Raw genomic sequence first — 17,040 nt, 5'->3', positions numbered from 1 at the left:
GCAGACATATCTTTCATGGTAACTGTTTTGGTAGACGGATTCTGCTAGGCGCAGCAAATTCGCCTGTTTTTTTATGACCTCCCCAAGCCTGTAGTTCAGTGCCATGATGGTTCGATCGATGTCCGCGCCGTAGTGACAGTTCGTGAAGATCAATGTCGGTAGACTCAAATATCCAGCCTCTGACGACAGCCACTGTCCGCTTAATTTCACCGCTTGGCGACACATAGCTAACCGATGGTGTCTGATGTCCAACGCTGGACGCTCTGCCCGCAAATAGGCAAGTGGCGCAAATCTTTCTAGCATTACAGTTTACAGGTGCAAACACATAAAACCACGAATCTAGGGTGTCCGCGAATGCTACAATGGCCGGGATGTATGCCACCGGGAAACCTGTCAGTAAACAACCGGATGGACCTATCCCATAGTGTAGATACCCAGCGCCGCAACCTGGAGAGGCGATCCGATGACGCACATGTACGATCGAGATTTAGGCAAGAACCCAGCCAACTATCAAGCGTTAACGCCAATCTGTTTTTTGGAGCGAGCTGCGGATATCTTCCCAAATCACACGGCTATCATTCATGGCCAACTACGGTACAGCTACCGACAGTTTTGGCAGCGATCATTGCGATTGGCGTCCGCGTTGGCTGGCCGCAACATTGGCAAGGGGGATACGGTGTCGGTCATGCTGTCCAATACGCCGCCCATGCTGGAGGCGCATTTTGGTGTGCCAATGGTTGGAGCGGTGCTGCATTGCATTAATACTCGATTGGACGCGGCCATCATCGCCTTTCAACTGGATCATGCAGAATCAAAAGTGCTGATCGTGGATCGCGAGTTTTCGGCGGTGATCTCTGAAGCTTTGCGGCTATGCAAAGTCAAGCCGTTGGTCATCGACTTCGACGATACACAGTATCCCGCCGATGCGCCTTATCCCAAAGGCGATTGGTTGGGCAGCTTGGAATATGAAGCACTCTTGGCCGAGGGCAGCCAGGAATTTCAGTGGCTGGTGCCTGCCGACGAGTGGGATTCCATCGCGCTCAACTACACATCGGGGACGACAGGCAATCCCAAAGGCGTGGTGTTTCATCATCGGGGCGCGGCACTGATGGCCTATACCAACACGATTCATGCGGGGCTGAGCCAGCACGGCGTTTATTTGTGGACGTTGCCCATGTTTCATTGCAATGGTTGGTGTTTCGCATGGACTCTGGCCGTGACCGCATCGACACATGTTTGCCTGCGATGGGTCCGCGCCAAAGCGGTCTACGATGCCATCGCCGATCATCGAGTGACTGTTATCTGCGGAGCGCCCATTGTAATGTCGACTCTGCTGGGAGCAGCCGAGGAGGACAAACGTTCGTTCCCGCAGCAAGTAACCTGCAACACCGCCGCCGCACCGCCTCCCGAGGCGGTGCTGGCTGGACTAGCCGACGCCGGCTTTCGAGTCATCCATTTATATGGCTTGACGGAGACATACGGTCCATCTGTCGTCAATCAGTGGCAAGCCGAGTGGGACGCATTGGAGCGAGGTGAACGTGCCACAAAAATGGCTCGGCAAGGAGTGCGCTATTCGGGTTTGGAAGGCCTGTCCGTCCGTGACCCACAAACGATGAACGAAGTACCACACGACGGCCAAACTATGGGGGAAGTCATGTTTCGAGGCAACATCGTAATGAAAGGCTACCTCAAGAATAAAGCGGCCACCGACGAAGCGTTCGAAGGTGGATGGTTTCACTCGGGCGACTTGGGAGTCATGCACCCAGACGGTTACATTCAACTGAAGGATCGCTCCAAGGACATCATTATTTCCGGAGGCGAAAATATTTCGTCAATCGAAGTCGAGGACGCACTCTACAAGCATCCCGCCGTCGCGGCCTGCGGCGTGGTCGCCAAAGACGATGAAAAATGGGGCGAGGTTCCACTGGCCTACGTAGAACTCAAGCCCGGTCGCACGGCCAGCCCTCAGGAGATTATCGACCACTGTAGATCGCTGTTAGCGCGATTCAAATGTCCCAAACAGGTTGTGTTCGCCGAAATCCCGAAAACCTCGACAGGCAAGATTCAAAAGTATAAGTTGCGTGACATGGCCAAGACGGCTGATGAAACGTGAGCGTTCGCGAATCAGCGAGGAAGACGAACGGCGGGTAAAGCCAGTCAGCAACAAACCGGACGTACAATTCGGTAAAACACTCAGTGCGTCAGTAAAAGTTTGAACCGCCACAGAATTGACTTGCGAATTACGTCATTGATATTTGCCGGTTCTGCACGCCTAACTTCAAATCGCTGAAATGCTGCTACCCCATATGGTCGTGCTGTAATTCCGCAATCAACTCTCCCACAGATTCACGGATACCAACAGATTGAGCTGCATTTTATGCCTTGATCTGCACTATCTGAGGGCCTGTCTGAATCGGTGGGAAAGCCGACTGATTGTTGGGAATTTCGTAATGTCGAAGTTCACTTGCTCGCGGCGTTTTGTCTCGACCGGCTTGCTGCAACCGACGAAGCGGCCAGTTCGCTTGGTTCAGCGGGGCCGTTGATCGGATATACGTGATGAGCGGCGCGCGTAAAGTTGTCGCGGGCCAGTCGAGCCAGACAGCAGAGTTCGTCGCCGGATGTGTGGCCTGGATTGCGGCGCGCAAAGAATTCGATGTGCCTGTCGCGGACGCGTTCGGGGGTCATGTCGGCTGCGTCGCAAGCGCAGGCGATAGTGATGTGGTTGAGCGCGAATGATCGCCGCGAGCCGTATCGTAGCTGCCGGGCATATTTATGCTTCAGCCAGGCGCCGATGATTGCCTGTTTCGCGCTCGGTGTAGGGGCGATGGTAGTGCGGGTAGAATTGCGGAAGAACACCGGCAGGAAGCGATAGGACCTTAGAAGCCCGACGCGACGAAACCACCACAGCCCCGGTCGGGTGATCTCCGTCGACCAGCCGCAGCGCCAGCTCGCCCCACGCATAAGCCAGCGCCTGATCACCCCAGCGGCTGCGAAATCGTATCGCCCGAAAACAGCGCTCGCACCGGCTGGCCCTGGACCTCTACATCAATAATCGTCTGTGTAGAAAACCCACACAGTTCGCCGGTGTTCGGGTCGAACAACTGGATCACCCACCGCTTGTCCGCCAAATCCTCCTCAAACACCCGCGGGCAAACGCCATCATAATGCAGATCCATCAGCGCCAGCATCTGCCGCCGATCCGTCGAGGATAGCTCGCACACTGACGTTAAGCGACCAGACAGTTTCATGCTTATCTTCTCTCTACAATCACCATGCTTGGGGCTCACGCATCGATCACGAGCAACTTGGAGCAGCTTGACGATTACTAAATCGAATGCTGTTCGATAATGTGTATTAAACATGAGCCTTATGGCTTATTTTCTGGAGCGGAGGATTTGCGTGCAGCAATTTCATCCTCCATCTTTCGTTTAAATTGCTCTATAGTCACTAGCTCCTTTTGCCACGACTTCCACCGCTCTATATCCTGCTCCGCTTCAGCTATCGATTCACCATGCTCCTCCAGCCATTGGACCAATTCGTTATACTGTGCTTCAAGGAAATCAGGCCAATATGTTTTCAACCCATTGCGCTTCATGACGACCGAATGCACTAACCGCTTATTGCTGGTATCACTCGGATAGATCGTTGGATCCGCACCCATCTTCAGCAACTCTAAGGCTACGACGAACTGTCCCCACGAAACTGCCTCCATAACTGGAGTTGAACCGTTGCTCTTACAATTGATATCAGCCCCACGTTCGATCAGCTTTCGAATTCGATCAATTAAATCGATTGGTGAGGATTGAATCGCAGTGAATATGGGAGTATCGCCTTGCCCCAGCGCGGATTGATCCCGTAAGTTCGGGTCTCCTTTGTGGTCAAATACAGCGTCAAAGTAACCCTCGAATCTGGTACCCGCAGCTAGATGAGTTACGGTCTCTCCCTTCAGGAAAGCTCCACGAGAACTAAGATCACTTTCGAAATAGACGTTAGGATCCGCCCCGTGTTCGAGCAATCGCTTAAAGCGATCAATCTTGTTTTCAGGGTAGGCCCACATCAACGGTGTCATATTGTCTTTGCCCAGCGCATTGACATCGGCACCTGCAGCTACTAGCCGATCGATCTCTGCGACATCGTTAGATTCGATAGCCTGACACAATTGGATAACCAGCGGATCGTCGAAAAAATCCTCAGCCTTCCAGCCGACCTTCTCATGCCAAGATGAGCGGAATATCGTGGGGCGGCACCCCATAGTAGTGAACACAATTAGAATCAGTAAACTGCATGAAGAACAACTTGACATGTTTATGACACTCATTCTATGTAGCCCAGTGTGCACCCCTTTCAAGGTGTTAGTTCTGTTGAGCAAGCAGTCGAGCGGTACTGACATGGGGCTGAGTGCCTTGGCGTTTGGGGGTAGGTTTCTTTGGTCCCCGTCGATGCTTCTGATACCGACGCAGCTGTGTCTTGTGCGCAAGTGCAAGTAGCTTGTGCGCCAACTGAGCTGCATCAAGTTTCGCAAAGCGAGCTTGCCATTGGCTGTCTGGTATCGCTATCTCAATCCCGTCCAGGTCGTGTCATTTCGCTGGCCATACCGATACATTCTCTCAACCATCTGGCGACCATGCACCACACTCATGGCTGCTTGGGCCACGGCCAAAGTTGTATGTGTTAGTCATCCGGCGCGTAACCCAACAACGCGGTCATGGATAGCACAGCGTGCCGATCTCCCCGCGTAGCGATGAAGCAATCTCTCCGAAGGCCGCTTCGATGTCCCACCGGTATGATACAGGCTCCGCGCACTTGACGCTGAAACCTCCGTAGGCAGATTCGTCAGCAGACAAATTTCCCGCGCCATCGGTTGTCGGCTTGTCTAGCTGATCGTAATCCGCCGTAGCGTGACCGCACCTAGCGTGTCTCCTCTCCACGCTGACCGTTTGCTCCTGTATCGTGCCAAGCGCATCTGGTCTCGCACCCTGGCCCTTCAGCTCGGCAGGCTAATCCTCCGTGATGCCGCAACAAAACTGGCTTGTCGTGGGTACCGAAGATCATCTGCTTGGCACAGAAATTACGGTCGGCTATCCACAACTGGTCTTCGCCAGCAGGTCGATCCAGTCCAACATCAGGGCGGTTTGTGGCTGTCCGTCGACGCATGGCAAGAAATCGCTGATGATCCTTCGGTCTCCATCCAGTACGACTAAGCCTAACCCGGCAGCGGTCCGCCACGCACGCCCCGCGTTTCGTTTGCTTCTTCGGTGCTCGGTAGCCCCTGGGGATGGCTGCCATCCAGATACAATGTGCTATACCCCTGGAGTAATTTTGGTCTTCTGGTCTCGCCCAACGCGTCGATGACCGCTGACATCCGCTGGGCCAAAGTGCCTTACCAATTCACGTGTTACTGTAAGCTCCACTCCCGACAGCTTGTCATACAACGCGGCTACCGATACCCCCAGCTCTTCTCGCTGTGATTGATATGCTGCATGCAGTGATGGCTGCGTTTTAGCTACCGCCAGTGTCAGCAGGCCAAACCACACTGAAAATAGCAGCCTGTCTTCTTATTGCCGCTGCCGGGCCTCTTCAAAAATAAATCTTATCCAGTTCCCGTGGCGATAATATGTTGGCCATTGCAATTCGACCACTGTATTATGCCGCTTTGGTCTGCAAACCGTGACAACACGCTATCGAACGACATGGCTAGTTCCTCCTTGGTACGCAGTACTTCCGCAGTCACTCGACACGCTGCCGCTGGATTCTGTTCTTCTAAATCTAAATCACCAAGCATTCATCCCTACCTGCAACACTCTGGGCATTTTGGCAGCGCTGCGGCAATCTCTCCAACCCCAGTTCTCGCTAATGACAGCTTGAAAGGGGTGGATTAGCACACCCGTGGCTACAAGCAAAGTGCAAAGTACTTTTGCAACGCGAGAGTCTGTTATTTTACTCATCGCACAGATACTCATTGTATGCGTTGTTCATTGTTGAATGAAAGTTAGCGCTATTAATCGCAACAGCACCGCGCTCCAATCATCAAGAAAGTCGCTCAGCCATGGCCAAACTAACATTGTAATTATTGCAAATGTTCCAACTGAGACCAGAAGCAACACACTATTTCTAACCTCATGAGCGACTGCATGAGCCAAGAATATAGCGGAGACTACAAGGGACGCCGGAACGGCAAGTGCGAGTGCATATTTGCCGGGGTCTGCATTATCGCCGAATACGCAACCCCACAAAACATAGAACGTTACCCGAAACAACGATAGGAATGTTGCAATGCACACTCCGATCAGAGAAAGAACAATCAGGCACCATCTATGAATTCGCATTCGCCTTTCCTGGTTTGTCATCTAGACACCCGCTGCCTAAATCGCATTTTAAGAAAGTCTAATACAGAGTTATGATCATCTATCGTGTAGTGATCAACATTAAGGTTGGTGCGGTTAAGGTCGTCGTCTCCATCTGATGGGCCGCCAATTATTCCGTTGGAGCCAAAAAAGTTTCGCTGATATTGATTGACATGAAATTGGCTTAGAGGGGGGCGTCGGTTCTCTGCTCCGAACCTATCCTCCGTAATGGCGTCAATGTACGCGGTAAAGGGCACGGTAAAAGGCTGCGTGATGTCGGTGAGGGTGCCAAGCACATTGAGATTTAACGTCCCGGCAAGCCAGAGAGTCGAGCCAACACCGTGACTATAGCCGTAGAGAGCCACGTTCGTCACGCCACGACTTTGAACAGCGTTGACTACTTCTCGGTATGGTATAGATTCCATGGTAGGCACCTCCCAACCAACTAGGTCCTCGTTATACATGTGGACGTCGTAATTCTCTATGTATAGATCAATTGCTGACCTGAATGTTCCGAGATTTCCCAATTGGGTAGCGGGATCAGCAGGATCAGCAGGCTCTTGGTCTTCACCTCCCAGTACTATCACTACCGCCGTAAACGGATGAAACACCAGCGTGTCCGTTCCAATTACAATGTTGTTAGTAGTGTCGATCAATCGGAGTTCCAGACTGGAGGTTGCCTCGCCAGTACCAGGCGTTACCCATTCGACCCAGACGCAACTTAGAATCGAGTTTAATGCTATTGGGCCTAGGTTATTCGCGGCGAAAAACCGAGTACCCTTATTGGGCGTCGTCCAGACGCGAATATCATTAGAACCTCGTTCAAGTTCAAAGCGAATTCCTTCGGTTGCACCAATTCCATTATCAATCGCAACAAGAATTAGATCGTTTTCATTTTCGACATTCGTGTCATTGCGATCTGGGACACCATTGCCGTTATCATCATCACCGTTGCGTCGTATATGGACTCCCGGATTCTCCTCGTTGGCTTCGGCAATCGGACGCAGCCGGAATGGTTCGGTATACGGGGTATGGCCTGTTAGGCCGACCCCACTAACCGTTACCACAACGGAATCGAAATGGACTAAATTGGTCAAATCAAAAGATGGGACTATTATTGTCGCCAAATCGCCTTCAAGTCGATGGAGCTTCAGGGCTAGCGTCGCAGCGCCTCCACCTACTCCCTCGATAAACAGAGTGGGCGGCACTTGATTTGCTGCCCACACTCGCTCCGAAGGAATCTGTTGTTTTTTGGTCGAAGTATCCCAAACCCTGACCCCTGAAAAAGTCAAAACCACTCTTAGGCGCGCTAGTTCATCCTGAGGCATGCCAGCTTGTATAAAGGCAAGATTGACAGGCACTAGATCATCATCTGGGCTGGACAGTGGCCCGATTTCCAGATAATCAAGCACGCCATTTCCGTTGTCGTCATCGCCGTTAATCAATACAACCTTGCCTGGTGCATTTTCCTCAATTGGATCGTCGGCTTCCGTGATTGAACCGTCGTTGTTAGAGTCGACACGGATATCAACCTTGGGATCGTTAGCCAGTATTTTGACGATGCCCGTGCCATCGGTGATCGACGCTCGGGTCGCGTTGCTTAGCGTGAGGCGGAAGGCCTCTTCAGGCTCGGTAATGAAATCGTTGATGATCTCAAAAGAGAAGGATTCCAAGTGCGGTCCGGGGCCGCCGCCGGCTGGGATGGTAACTGTGCCGGAAAGCTCAGAGCGGTTGAAGTCGTTGGGATGGATTGCCTCCACATCTTCGACCGTCCAGTCAAACGTCACTGGAAAGCTGCTGCGGCCCGTCATGGTGACGGTCAATGTCGCTGTTCCCGCATCTTCTTCTACCTCAACATCGTCGATGGATAGCTCCGGATAGGGATCGTTGTCGAGTATTGTGCCTAGAGCACGCTGTCTGTCGACGATGAATTCCAGAGGATTGAGCTGTTCTCCAGCAATGTCGATGTAAAAATACTCGGTCAGCTCGTACAGCTCGTCGCCAACGATGGGGATATCGAGAAATTTCTCGGTTTCGCCGGGATTGAAAACGATGTAGCCGTCGACTCCAGCAATGCCTTCTCCGACATAGATGTCGCTATACCGTTGTGCGATATGGTCTGACGAAAAGGGGATGGCGGGAGCGTAGCGCCACGGAATCGAAACCGGCTCGGGGCGCGGGCTGGAAATAGTCATCCTAAATCGCGCCATAGGCAGCCATGCAGGCGGCACAACAAAACTGACATCACCTTCAGTTACTGGTGGGGCATCAAAAATCGAAACATGCAGGTCGTTTGCCGGTATTTTCACTCGGACATCGTTGCGCTCTGGATCGATTCGGTAGTTGCTCGACGCCGACGACGTTAACGCAATAGTAAATCGTTCGTCGAGTTCATCCTGCGTTTCATTGATGATTTGGATGATGCTGGTCTTTTCACCTTCCGAGGTTTCGGTAAATGTCACGCTGCCCGAGGTCGGGGTAAAATCGACATCAGCGGTCGCTGTACCGCTGGTGGCTTGCCACTGAACGGTTATGCTCCCTTCGGGTACTTCGCCAATTCCAATAATCAGGTGATATTGGCCATTCTGAGTTTGGGCCGCCTCGTACGAGGTGAGCATGCCCTCGAAGGCCGTGTGCTCGGCGTCGTTCTCAGAGTATTTGATGTATGCAAACGGACGCTCATCGGGCTGGGTCTCGCCTTCGGCACCCAATGACTCGGCAACCTCTCCGTCGGCAAAGTAATCGGCCCAGGCAGCCGGACCGGGTAACCTCTCCTGCAGCCAATCCAGCTCGCGCACATCAATGCTGCTCAAGTTGGCGCTAGCCAGCGCCTGATCGACCTGAGCCTGTAGCGTTTCCGCACCAAGATATGGAGCGTTATTGCGAATTTGCTGGATGGTCGCCGCTTGGCTTTCGTTGAGCATCGACCGCCACGAGTCGTTGGAAATGTGTTGCTGTACCTGAGTGTCTTGCAGGCCCACATCCGACTGCCAATCGCTGCCAAACAGTGCCATGCCGTAAGTGTTGATCGTGCTCAGCGACACCGATTGCTCTCCGATGGCCGCTGCCAGCAAACGCCGACTTTCCAGCATCTCGAAGCGTGACTTGCGAGATCCGTGTTCAGCCAACAAGTTGTGATTCTTCTGGTGGCGCATGCTGCTTCCCCTTTCAGTGCGATGCCGTAGTGGATGCTTTACGACCTGATCAAACCTGACCTTGGACTGGAATCTTGAAATTGTTAGGACTTTCCTGATCTCAACCCGACGCGTTAGTCTTGAAGTTCCGCTTTTGGGTCTGGAGTCGTACTCGTACTCAATGAAATGGTACTCCTGCTCGTAATCGAAACGCACTGTTCGAGTAGGAGTACGAGTACCGCCAAGGGCTGAGGACGAGTACGAACAACCAGCTCATAGGGTGTTTCCGGACCATTAAACATGAAGTGCGCAACTACAAAACGCGTTAGTGAGGGACGGTCTACTCAACCCGATACGTTTGTGAGGGACGGTCCCTCGCTCACGTAGCGAGGCGTATGCTCGTCGACGCCTTCGGGGGGATCGACGGAGCGATCCGCGACGATGTCGCAGCGATAATCCTCGAACTTGCCGCTGGGGCTGCGCCCAATCGAGTCGACGTAATGTATCTGTATCTGGAACGGATAGCCTAAACCCGATACCAGCGTGCGATGCACAATGGACTGCTCGTCGTCTGTCAACGGTCGCACCACGCGCAGTCGCACGTCCAGCTCGGTCAGCGACCGCTGGAGGACTTGAAATTGTCGTACGCAGGTCAGCTCTTTCAGTCCTGCGACCGATGTGTCCATGCAGGGCCAGCGCCGCTGGCCGGTGGGCAAGATGAACATGTTCCGCTTGCGCCCTAGGATTCGTCGCAGTACAGGTAATCCACGACCGCAACTGCATGATGGACCGACTTCGGCGTAGTCGCCAATTTCATAACGAATCAGTGCATGGCAAAGTTTTGTAGCGTGGTAATCACTACGCGACCGACTTCTCCTGGCAGACACTGTCGTCCGTCATCGTCCAAGACTTCCAACAGCACATTCTCGCTCTGTATGTGATAATGCTGCTCGACCTCCGGGCACTGGATGGCTACGTAGCCCAGCTCCTGCGTACTGTAAACGTCAGTCAGCGGAACACCCCAACTCTGGTGGCACAACCAACGCAGTTGAGGCTCAACCACTTCGCCGAAGGTTCTCAGCTCGCGTAAGTTGTTCAAGCGTTGGCCAGTTCGCTGAAAATGCTGGATCAGCGCACTGGCCACCGAAGGGTAGGTCAACAAATAGTCTGGCTGTTCGCGGACGAGCCACTCGGCTTGCTCCTGGACACTCGTAAAGATGCTCAGCGTAGTTGCTGGTCCGGTGCGGACGATATCCAGCGTTCCTAACCCCCAGTCTTCCGTGTCCACTTTTTCTGCTTGATCGAAGGCGCGGATCGAGGCTAGCTTGCGAGTGAAGTCGCGCCCTGCCCACAAGTGTTGCCGCAACGACATGGCGCTCCACAACATCCGCGTGACGGTGGTGCCCAGGGTGGCCACTGGCGACCCCGTTGAGCCTGAAGTAGAGGACTGCGAGATCAATCCATGATTGGTCAGCATCGGTGTGCAGTGCAACTGCGAGCCGGCCGCTTGAAGATCATCGCGCGTTAGCAGTGGTACCGACAGCCAATCCGACTGGTCAACCGTACCGCATTGAATGGGGGTAGCAATTTCGGCCAACCGGGCACGATAGTAGGGCACGTGCTGACAAGCGTGATACAACACTCGCTGGAGCTGCTGCCACTGATGTGCGTGCAGCTCGTCAGCCGAGAGCCATTGGGACTGGTCCAGTTGGAACTGGACTGCCAGCAACTGCGACGCCCGACTGGTCGGGATCGCAGGCCACGCTGCACCGGCAACTCGACTGGGCACGACTAGCATTAGGACAGCCCTTTGAAGTAATTCGAGTTCTATGCGACAAATCTGGCGCTGTCAACAAAATTATCTGAATTTTTTGAAGTCCCTTAAATTGCAACCTTTATTGGGGATTAAGCCGAGGTTTGTTGTAATACCAAAGCTTCGTTAACTCGCCGCCTTACTGCTGCCCATCCGCCTAGCGGACTTGATCGCGCAGCATTTTGTGACACTGGACGCAGCGCATGGTCATCTGCATGTAGGCCAGCGTTACGCCATCCAAGTCCTGCTGGTCGCACATCAGTCGCATCAGGTTTAGCGAACTTTGAAAATCGCGACTGTGCTTGGCGTAGGTCTCGGTTTGCAGCACCAGCCAACCCTGGTCTAAGGCTAGCTTGCGCAGCTGTTCTGTATTGGATCGTATCATCGGGAAATCACCTAGAGCAATCCCCTCAATGATCTTCTTGGTTGGTTCAAGCTTCAACCGCATGAAGCTCTGTTTGTCCCCCGAACCCGGTTCCTGGCCAAACACGATATTGACCAGCGGCACAACCACGATCGTCAGCGCCGCCAAGCTCAAGAATCCCGTCCACACTAACTTCTTGCGAGCCTGCATAGTCTTTTTACTCCTCGTGTTCTCACGTAACTAGCGTTCTGAAACTAAAGCGCCTGGCGCATGCGATCAAAACCTTCCTTGACCTCGCCGGCCAACAATTTGATGGCCTCCCAAACGTGCTCGGCCGACTCTTCGGCGGCGTCGCGCAGTGGTTCGTAATCCTGCTTGAGCTGCTGCAATTTATCCTGAAGCTTCTCCCATTGCTCTTTAGCCTCCTTACTGCCCAAATGCAATTGCAGCTGAAGTTCATCTCTCTGTCGAGTCAACTCCTGAATCAGCTTGTCGACCGAATTCCTTATTTGGTTCGTCATGATTACTTGCCTTTCACTAAGAATCGCAGGTTGATGATCTGCCGGGGATCGGGGCGAAATCGTTCACGAAGCAGTGCCTGGCCGTAGCGCTTGCCATAATCTGCAACAGCATGCAGGACATCGCGGCGGCTGACCATGCCTAGCAGTTTTCCTTCATCTGTTACCGGAACATGCCGATAGCCATGATGTATCAACAACGATGCCACAGCGAATAGGTCGGTATCTGGCGGTACGCTAACAGGCGACGAGCGCATGATCGTACGCACTGTCTGCGTAGGAGCCGGACTGCCATAGAATTCTTCCTGAGTCAAGGCGGCCAAACAATCACGTTCGGACACAAATCCGATCAGATAGTTGCCCCCATCACCAGCCTGAACGACTGGAGCGTTGGACAATTGATTAGACAGCAAGAACTGCACAACCTCATCCAACTGCATGTCGGGAGTGACGCTCTTGACCTGGCGATGCATAAACTGGCTGACTTCAGGTGGCGGTTCGTGTTCAGACATTATTGGACTCCCCAGTGGTACGTCGGTAAGACGGATGGTTTGTCGCGATTGCGACTATGGACGCTCATACTTCAGCGGCTCATCTAGTTTGCGCGCAGGTACTGAACAATGTGGGCCAGTTGATCAGGCGTTAGCCGAGCTTCGAACCCCTCGGGCATCAAGGACACGTTGGACTGCTGCCGCTGCTGAACATCTTCAACTAATATCGTTCGCGAGAGGCCGTCGCTGGTCAAGATACGTAACTGCGTATCGGTTTCATCAACTACAATACCACTAATGGCTTCTTGATCCTCGGTCAAAATCAACGTCTGCTTGTACTTTTCTTCAACGGCCAAGCTGGGATCGAGTATGGCTGTCAGCCATTGCTCATTGTTCCAGTGCGACAAATTGTCAATAGCTGGCCCAACTGGCGGCCTACCTTCCTGGACACTGTGGCACACACCACAATGTTCGCGGTACAACTGCTGGCCAAGGTCAACTTGGCCGGCGATGGATGGATTGGGCATTCGATTGAGATAGTCGTTGACAATACTCTGCCTAGGTGAGGGGCGACCAAAAACCGCAGCTGCTCGCGAGCGCAAATTGCGATCGTAGTGGCTAACCAGCGCCTGCACTGCAGCCGGCGGCAGCTGATTGCGCTGAACATTACCTGATTCCAAAGCAGTAACCAGTGCCTCTCGCCAGGCTGGGCGAAGCAGCAGTGCGCTGGCGACTGAGGACTGATTGTTGTGACCCAATTGGCTCCAAAGTTCCAGCAACAACTCGGCAAGTTCATCGGATCGCAGATAACGAGCACGTCGCACGATGATGTCGGTCGCTGCTGGGCCTTCGTTTAGTAATTGTCGAGCAATCGCCAACTCGTCGGTGGCGGCCAACACTTCATTGCCCAGGAGCAGTCCCAACCGCTGACGTTCTGCAATATCACGACCACCTTCGCTCAAAGCACCAATGGCTTGTTGCGACAATTCCTCAAGTCGCTGAATCTTAGCATCACTTGGCTGTGGATACAGGGATACCAGCAATAGCACACGACTTGCCAACCAAGAGACGTCTCGATCCGCGAGAAAGTACTCGTCGACCAAGCTCTGTCGCTGATCTTGCGTAAGTAGTCCGACCAAGCGGCGAATGGTCGCCAATGGCTGTTGTAAATCACCAGTATCCGATGAGTCCTTATCAGCCGTTGCTAATGACATTCTCAACACCGGCTCGGCCGACTGCGGAGCGCTCGTAAACGATAGGGCAGCGTTCAACCAGCGGTCGGGTTGCCCACGACCTAGAATTTGACTCAAACCAGCTTGTGTCGGAAAACCTGTCCACTTCTGACTGGATAACACCCACTGCAGGTCCACAGCAGATCCCCAATTCCCTCCCACCACCGATTGAAGTTCAGCTTGCAGCTGATCCTCCAACACATCCCACTGGCCAGCCAATTTTAGAATCAGCCGTACCAGTTGCGGATCATTGGCTGATGCTAATGCCGACGCCAAATCTGCTTGCATCAACCAGCCTTTGGCAGACATCACGCCTAATAGACTGGCGTAGATCGCTGCGGCTGGTGGCCGATTGAACAGTTGCCGAATCTCACCGGGCAGGTTCGTCAACTCTGACTGCGGAATCTGGTCGGTCACCACTGCTTGCATGGCAAGATCGCGTATGGCACCATTTGGACTTTGCAGTAAGTCCAGCACGCGGGCTCTGGCCAAGTTGCCGGGCAATTTTGGTTTGTGGTCGCGATGATAGACTCGATAGATGCGTCCCATGGAATCGCCGCCACGCACGTTGAGACGCGCCTGCCATGCTGTCGGAATCCATTGCGGATGTTCAATCACCTGCCGATACATGTCGACAATCCACAGACTGTCGTCAGGCGCGTTGACAACGCGCACCGGTCGTGACCAAGGATCGCTGGAAGCAAAAAAATCGAACGCAGCATCCTCTGGATGTCGCGTTGCAGTAAATGCGCTGCCCTGACATTGCAGCGCCAACCTGGCCACCAGATTGTGTACCGGCTCACACACCAACGCCACCGGCTGCGAGCTATGGGCGGTGACTGCACTGGACGACAATCCGGGAACGCGCACGATGATCGAACTGCAAGCACTGGTATAACGATCGCGCGTGAACAGGTCGTTGAACCGATCGGTAGTACGACTTCGAGGATAGACCGGCGGCGCGACTGCCGGTTCCAGCAGGTGTTGCACGCTGCCCGATTCAACCAAGCGCCCTCCCAAATCGGCCGACTGAAAGACGAACTGATACATGGGTTCCGCGTTATGATTGCCAAACCAATCGCCAAAGGCATCGCGAGCTGGCACAAACTGCGTGTTACCTGGCACGAAGACTTCAACTTCGCCGGTGTCTGGATTCCACACGACATCATGGCCGCGAACATCATATGTCTTGTCATTGAGATGGCTATACAACTTGCGTGTCCCTTCGCCCACGGCAAAATGCAGTCGGCCATCCAGGCCAATTTCAAAGCCGCTGGCTCGATGTTGCGGATTGACCTCTGCCACACCGCTCAGTAACGTCCGGCGCACATCCGCCACACCATCGCCATCGGTGTCCTCAGCAAAAAAGATGTCCGGTGCAGCGATCACAATCGCGCCGCCGCGCCACGGCTGGACGCTGGTTGGATAGCTTAAGCCCTGCAAGAACGGCGTAGATCGATCAAGTTGTCCATCATCATCGGAATCTTCTAGAATGCGAATGCTTCCGCCGGCTTCAATACCTAACGGATAGTCACTCATCTGCGCCACCCACACGCGACCATCCCAACCGAACGCGATATTGACGGGATCTTGCACGAGCGGCTCGGCGGCAACAAGTTCAACGCGATAGTCGTCAGGTACATGTATCGACTGTAGTGCCGTTTGAGGATCCAGCGGTTGGTCCTGCCCGCGTTGTTGTTGGCTAATCTGACGTACTCGGCTCACCAGGTCAGACTGGGTGCCAGACTGCCAGCGGCCGGGCTGCAGATAGAAGATCATCGAATAATCGACTTCATAGCCACCTTCGGATCGTTGGCTTTCGCTGGCAACGTAGCCCACGACTTCGTCGGTATAGGCCGCCACCCATGTATGCTCGGTTGAAAACTCTTTTTCGAGCGCAAACTGATATTCCACGACCACTTCGCCACCAAGGAAAATCCAGCTCAACTGCTCACCGAATATCCATGCATGAACTGGCATGGGGCAGGACTCTGGCAAGCGTCCCATCTTCAGTCGTGTGGCTTGCATGTGAATGGCCCAACGCCGCTGATTGGGATCGTCGCTGTCGGCCGCGTGCTGAATTGCTTGAGCCGTCGGCTGCTCTGGCTCGAGCCCTACTAATCCGTACTGAATCTGTGTGGGCGGCTGAAGTGCGGACCAATTTTGTTCTCGCAAACCCCGACGGACAGCATCCACCATCTGCAGTCCGTTTTGCATGGCGCCTTCGTAGCTGCCGCGGGGATTGGGATTGGCATCTCCACCACAGCCGATAATCGGCAAAAAGACCGCACCCGGGTTAAGGTCTTCCAAACGACTGGCAGACAAGCCTGCCCAATCACCACTAATTTGATTGAAATCCTGACCTAGCGTAGTACAGTGACACGCATATTGATAGACGGCTCCCAGCAATGCACCATCGTGGCCAGTGACGCGCAGGATGTGTACACGATGATCGACTGGACCACCCTCTTGGATACCGAATCCAGTCCAGCGGCCATCGCGAATCACGCGCCGATGAACAGCAAAATCGACTGTGGATTGCCCAATCTCAACCTGGGCACCGGCTACCGCGTGGCCAAGCGCGTGCTCAATGGCCCGGCGAAGTGCCTGCTTCAGCACGACAGCGTAACGCTCTGCAGCCTGAATCTGCTGTTCAGTAGAACTGACTTGAAATAGATTCTGGAGATTGCCAGGCAAATGTGGCGCGGTATGCGAATGCGTACTACACAACACCAACTGAGCGCGGCCAATCGAATGTTTTTCTTGCAACCAACCAGCGATCTCGTCGGTTATCTGTGCTGGCAAAGCGATACTGTCTACCGATACCAGCACCAGCGTTGGCGGTGTGGCCGCAGCTGAATCTACCGGCTGTGGCGTCAGGCAGATAGCGCGCACGTGCAGCGGATCAGCCACTGCCGTATGCGATTCCACACGCCCCGAATAACCGCTCAAACGCACCGGCTCAGTTGGCGTAATGTCGACTTTGGCCAACCCGACTCGCCAGGTACCATTTGCAGCATCGTCGGCCCGCAACTCTAGCGCTAATTGCATGACGAGCAGGAGCATCCAGAGCGGGGTGAATAATGGCTTCATAAGTTGAGTGTCCGATTCGCGAATGGTCCGATACGCTGGCAAGAGCGACCA

12 protein-coding genes are annotated in these 17,040 nt (G+C 53.7%); 1 reads left to right on the top strand and 11 read right to left on the bottom strand.

Translation table 11 applies throughout. From position 1 onward, the window contains the following. The first annotated feature begins 463 nt into the window (after positions 1-463). Positions 464-2,113, top strand: coding sequence for an acyl-CoA synthetase (locus tag KF752_19400; protein MBX3423729.1), 1,650 nt, complete (start codon positions 464-466; stop codon positions 2,111-2,113). Between the two features lie 347 nt (positions 2,114-2,460). On the opposite strand, the gene KF752_19395 is transcribed toward KF752_19400, so the two are convergent. The 11 genes from KF752_19395 to KF752_19345 form a co-directional block, all read right to left on the bottom strand. Beyond that, positions 2,461-2,961, bottom strand: coding sequence for a hypothetical protein (locus KF752_19395; GenBank protein MBX3423728.1), 501 nt, complete (start codon positions 2,959-2,961; stop codon positions 2,461-2,463). Between the two features lie 14 nt (positions 2,962-2,975). Beyond that, entirely contained in the window at positions 2,976-3,248 is a 273-nt protein-coding gene (locus KF752_19390; protein ID MBX3423727.1) for a hypothetical protein, read from the bottom strand. Positions 3,249-3,367: 119 nt separating this feature from the next. Beyond that, positions 3,368-4,303 carry an ankyrin repeat domain-containing protein gene (locus tag KF752_19385; GenBank protein MBX3423726.1) on the bottom strand — a complete coding sequence of 312 codons (936 nt, stop codon included), beginning with the start codon at positions 4,301-4,303 and terminating at the stop codon, positions 3,368-3,370. A 1,287-nt stretch (positions 4,304-5,590) separates the two neighbouring features. Beyond that, complete coding sequence (locus tag KF752_19380) at positions 5,591-5,782, bottom strand: hypothetical protein (GenBank protein ID MBX3423725.1); 192 nt, start codon at positions 5,780-5,782, stop codon at positions 5,591-5,593. Positions 5,783-6,343: 561 nt separating this feature from the next. Beyond that, entirely contained in the window at positions 6,344-9,499 is a 3,156-nt protein-coding gene (locus KF752_19375) for a hypothetical protein (protein ID MBX3423724.1), read from the bottom strand. A 323-nt stretch (positions 9,500-9,822) separates the two neighbouring features. Beyond that, complete coding sequence (locus tag KF752_19370; GenBank protein ID MBX3423723.1) at positions 9,823-10,203, bottom strand: hypothetical protein; 381 nt, start codon at positions 10,201-10,203, stop codon at positions 9,823-9,825. A gap of 98 nt (positions 10,204-10,301) precedes the next feature. Then, complete coding sequence (locus KF752_19365; GenBank protein MBX3423722.1) at positions 10,302-11,276, bottom strand: hypothetical protein; 975 nt, start codon at positions 11,274-11,276, stop codon at positions 10,302-10,304. Positions 11,277-11,448: 172 nt separating this feature from the next. Further along, positions 11,449-11,865: a hypothetical protein gene (locus tag KF752_19360; protein MBX3423721.1), complete on the bottom strand. Its 417-nt coding sequence runs from the start codon at positions 11,863-11,865 to the stop codon at positions 11,449-11,451. A gap of 44 nt (positions 11,866-11,909) precedes the next feature. Next, on the bottom strand, positions 11,910-12,176 hold the full coding sequence (locus KF752_19355; protein ID MBX3423720.1) for a hypothetical protein: 267 nt from the start codon (positions 12,174-12,176) through the stop codon (positions 11,910-11,912). 2 nt (positions 12,177-12,178) lie between these two features. Further along, positions 12,179-12,685, bottom strand: coding sequence for a CBS domain-containing protein (locus tag KF752_19350; protein ID MBX3423719.1), 507 nt, complete (start codon positions 12,683-12,685; stop codon positions 12,179-12,181). An 83-nt stretch (positions 12,686-12,768) separates the two neighbouring features. Continuing rightward, the gene (locus tag KF752_19345; protein ID MBX3423718.1) at positions 12,769-16,989 is read right to left on the bottom strand and encodes a neutral/alkaline non-lysosomal ceramidase N-terminal domain-containing protein; all 4,221 of its coding nucleotides are present in this window, start codon (positions 16,987-16,989) and stop codon (positions 12,769-12,771) included. Positions 16,990-17,040 lie beyond the last annotated feature (51 nt).

The organism is Pirellulaceae bacterium (assembly GCA_019636385.1).
Classification (GTDB): domain Bacteria; phylum Planctomycetota; class Planctomycetia; order Pirellulales; family Pirellulaceae; genus Aureliella.
This window is presented reverse-complemented; position numbering and strand designations above follow the sequence as displayed.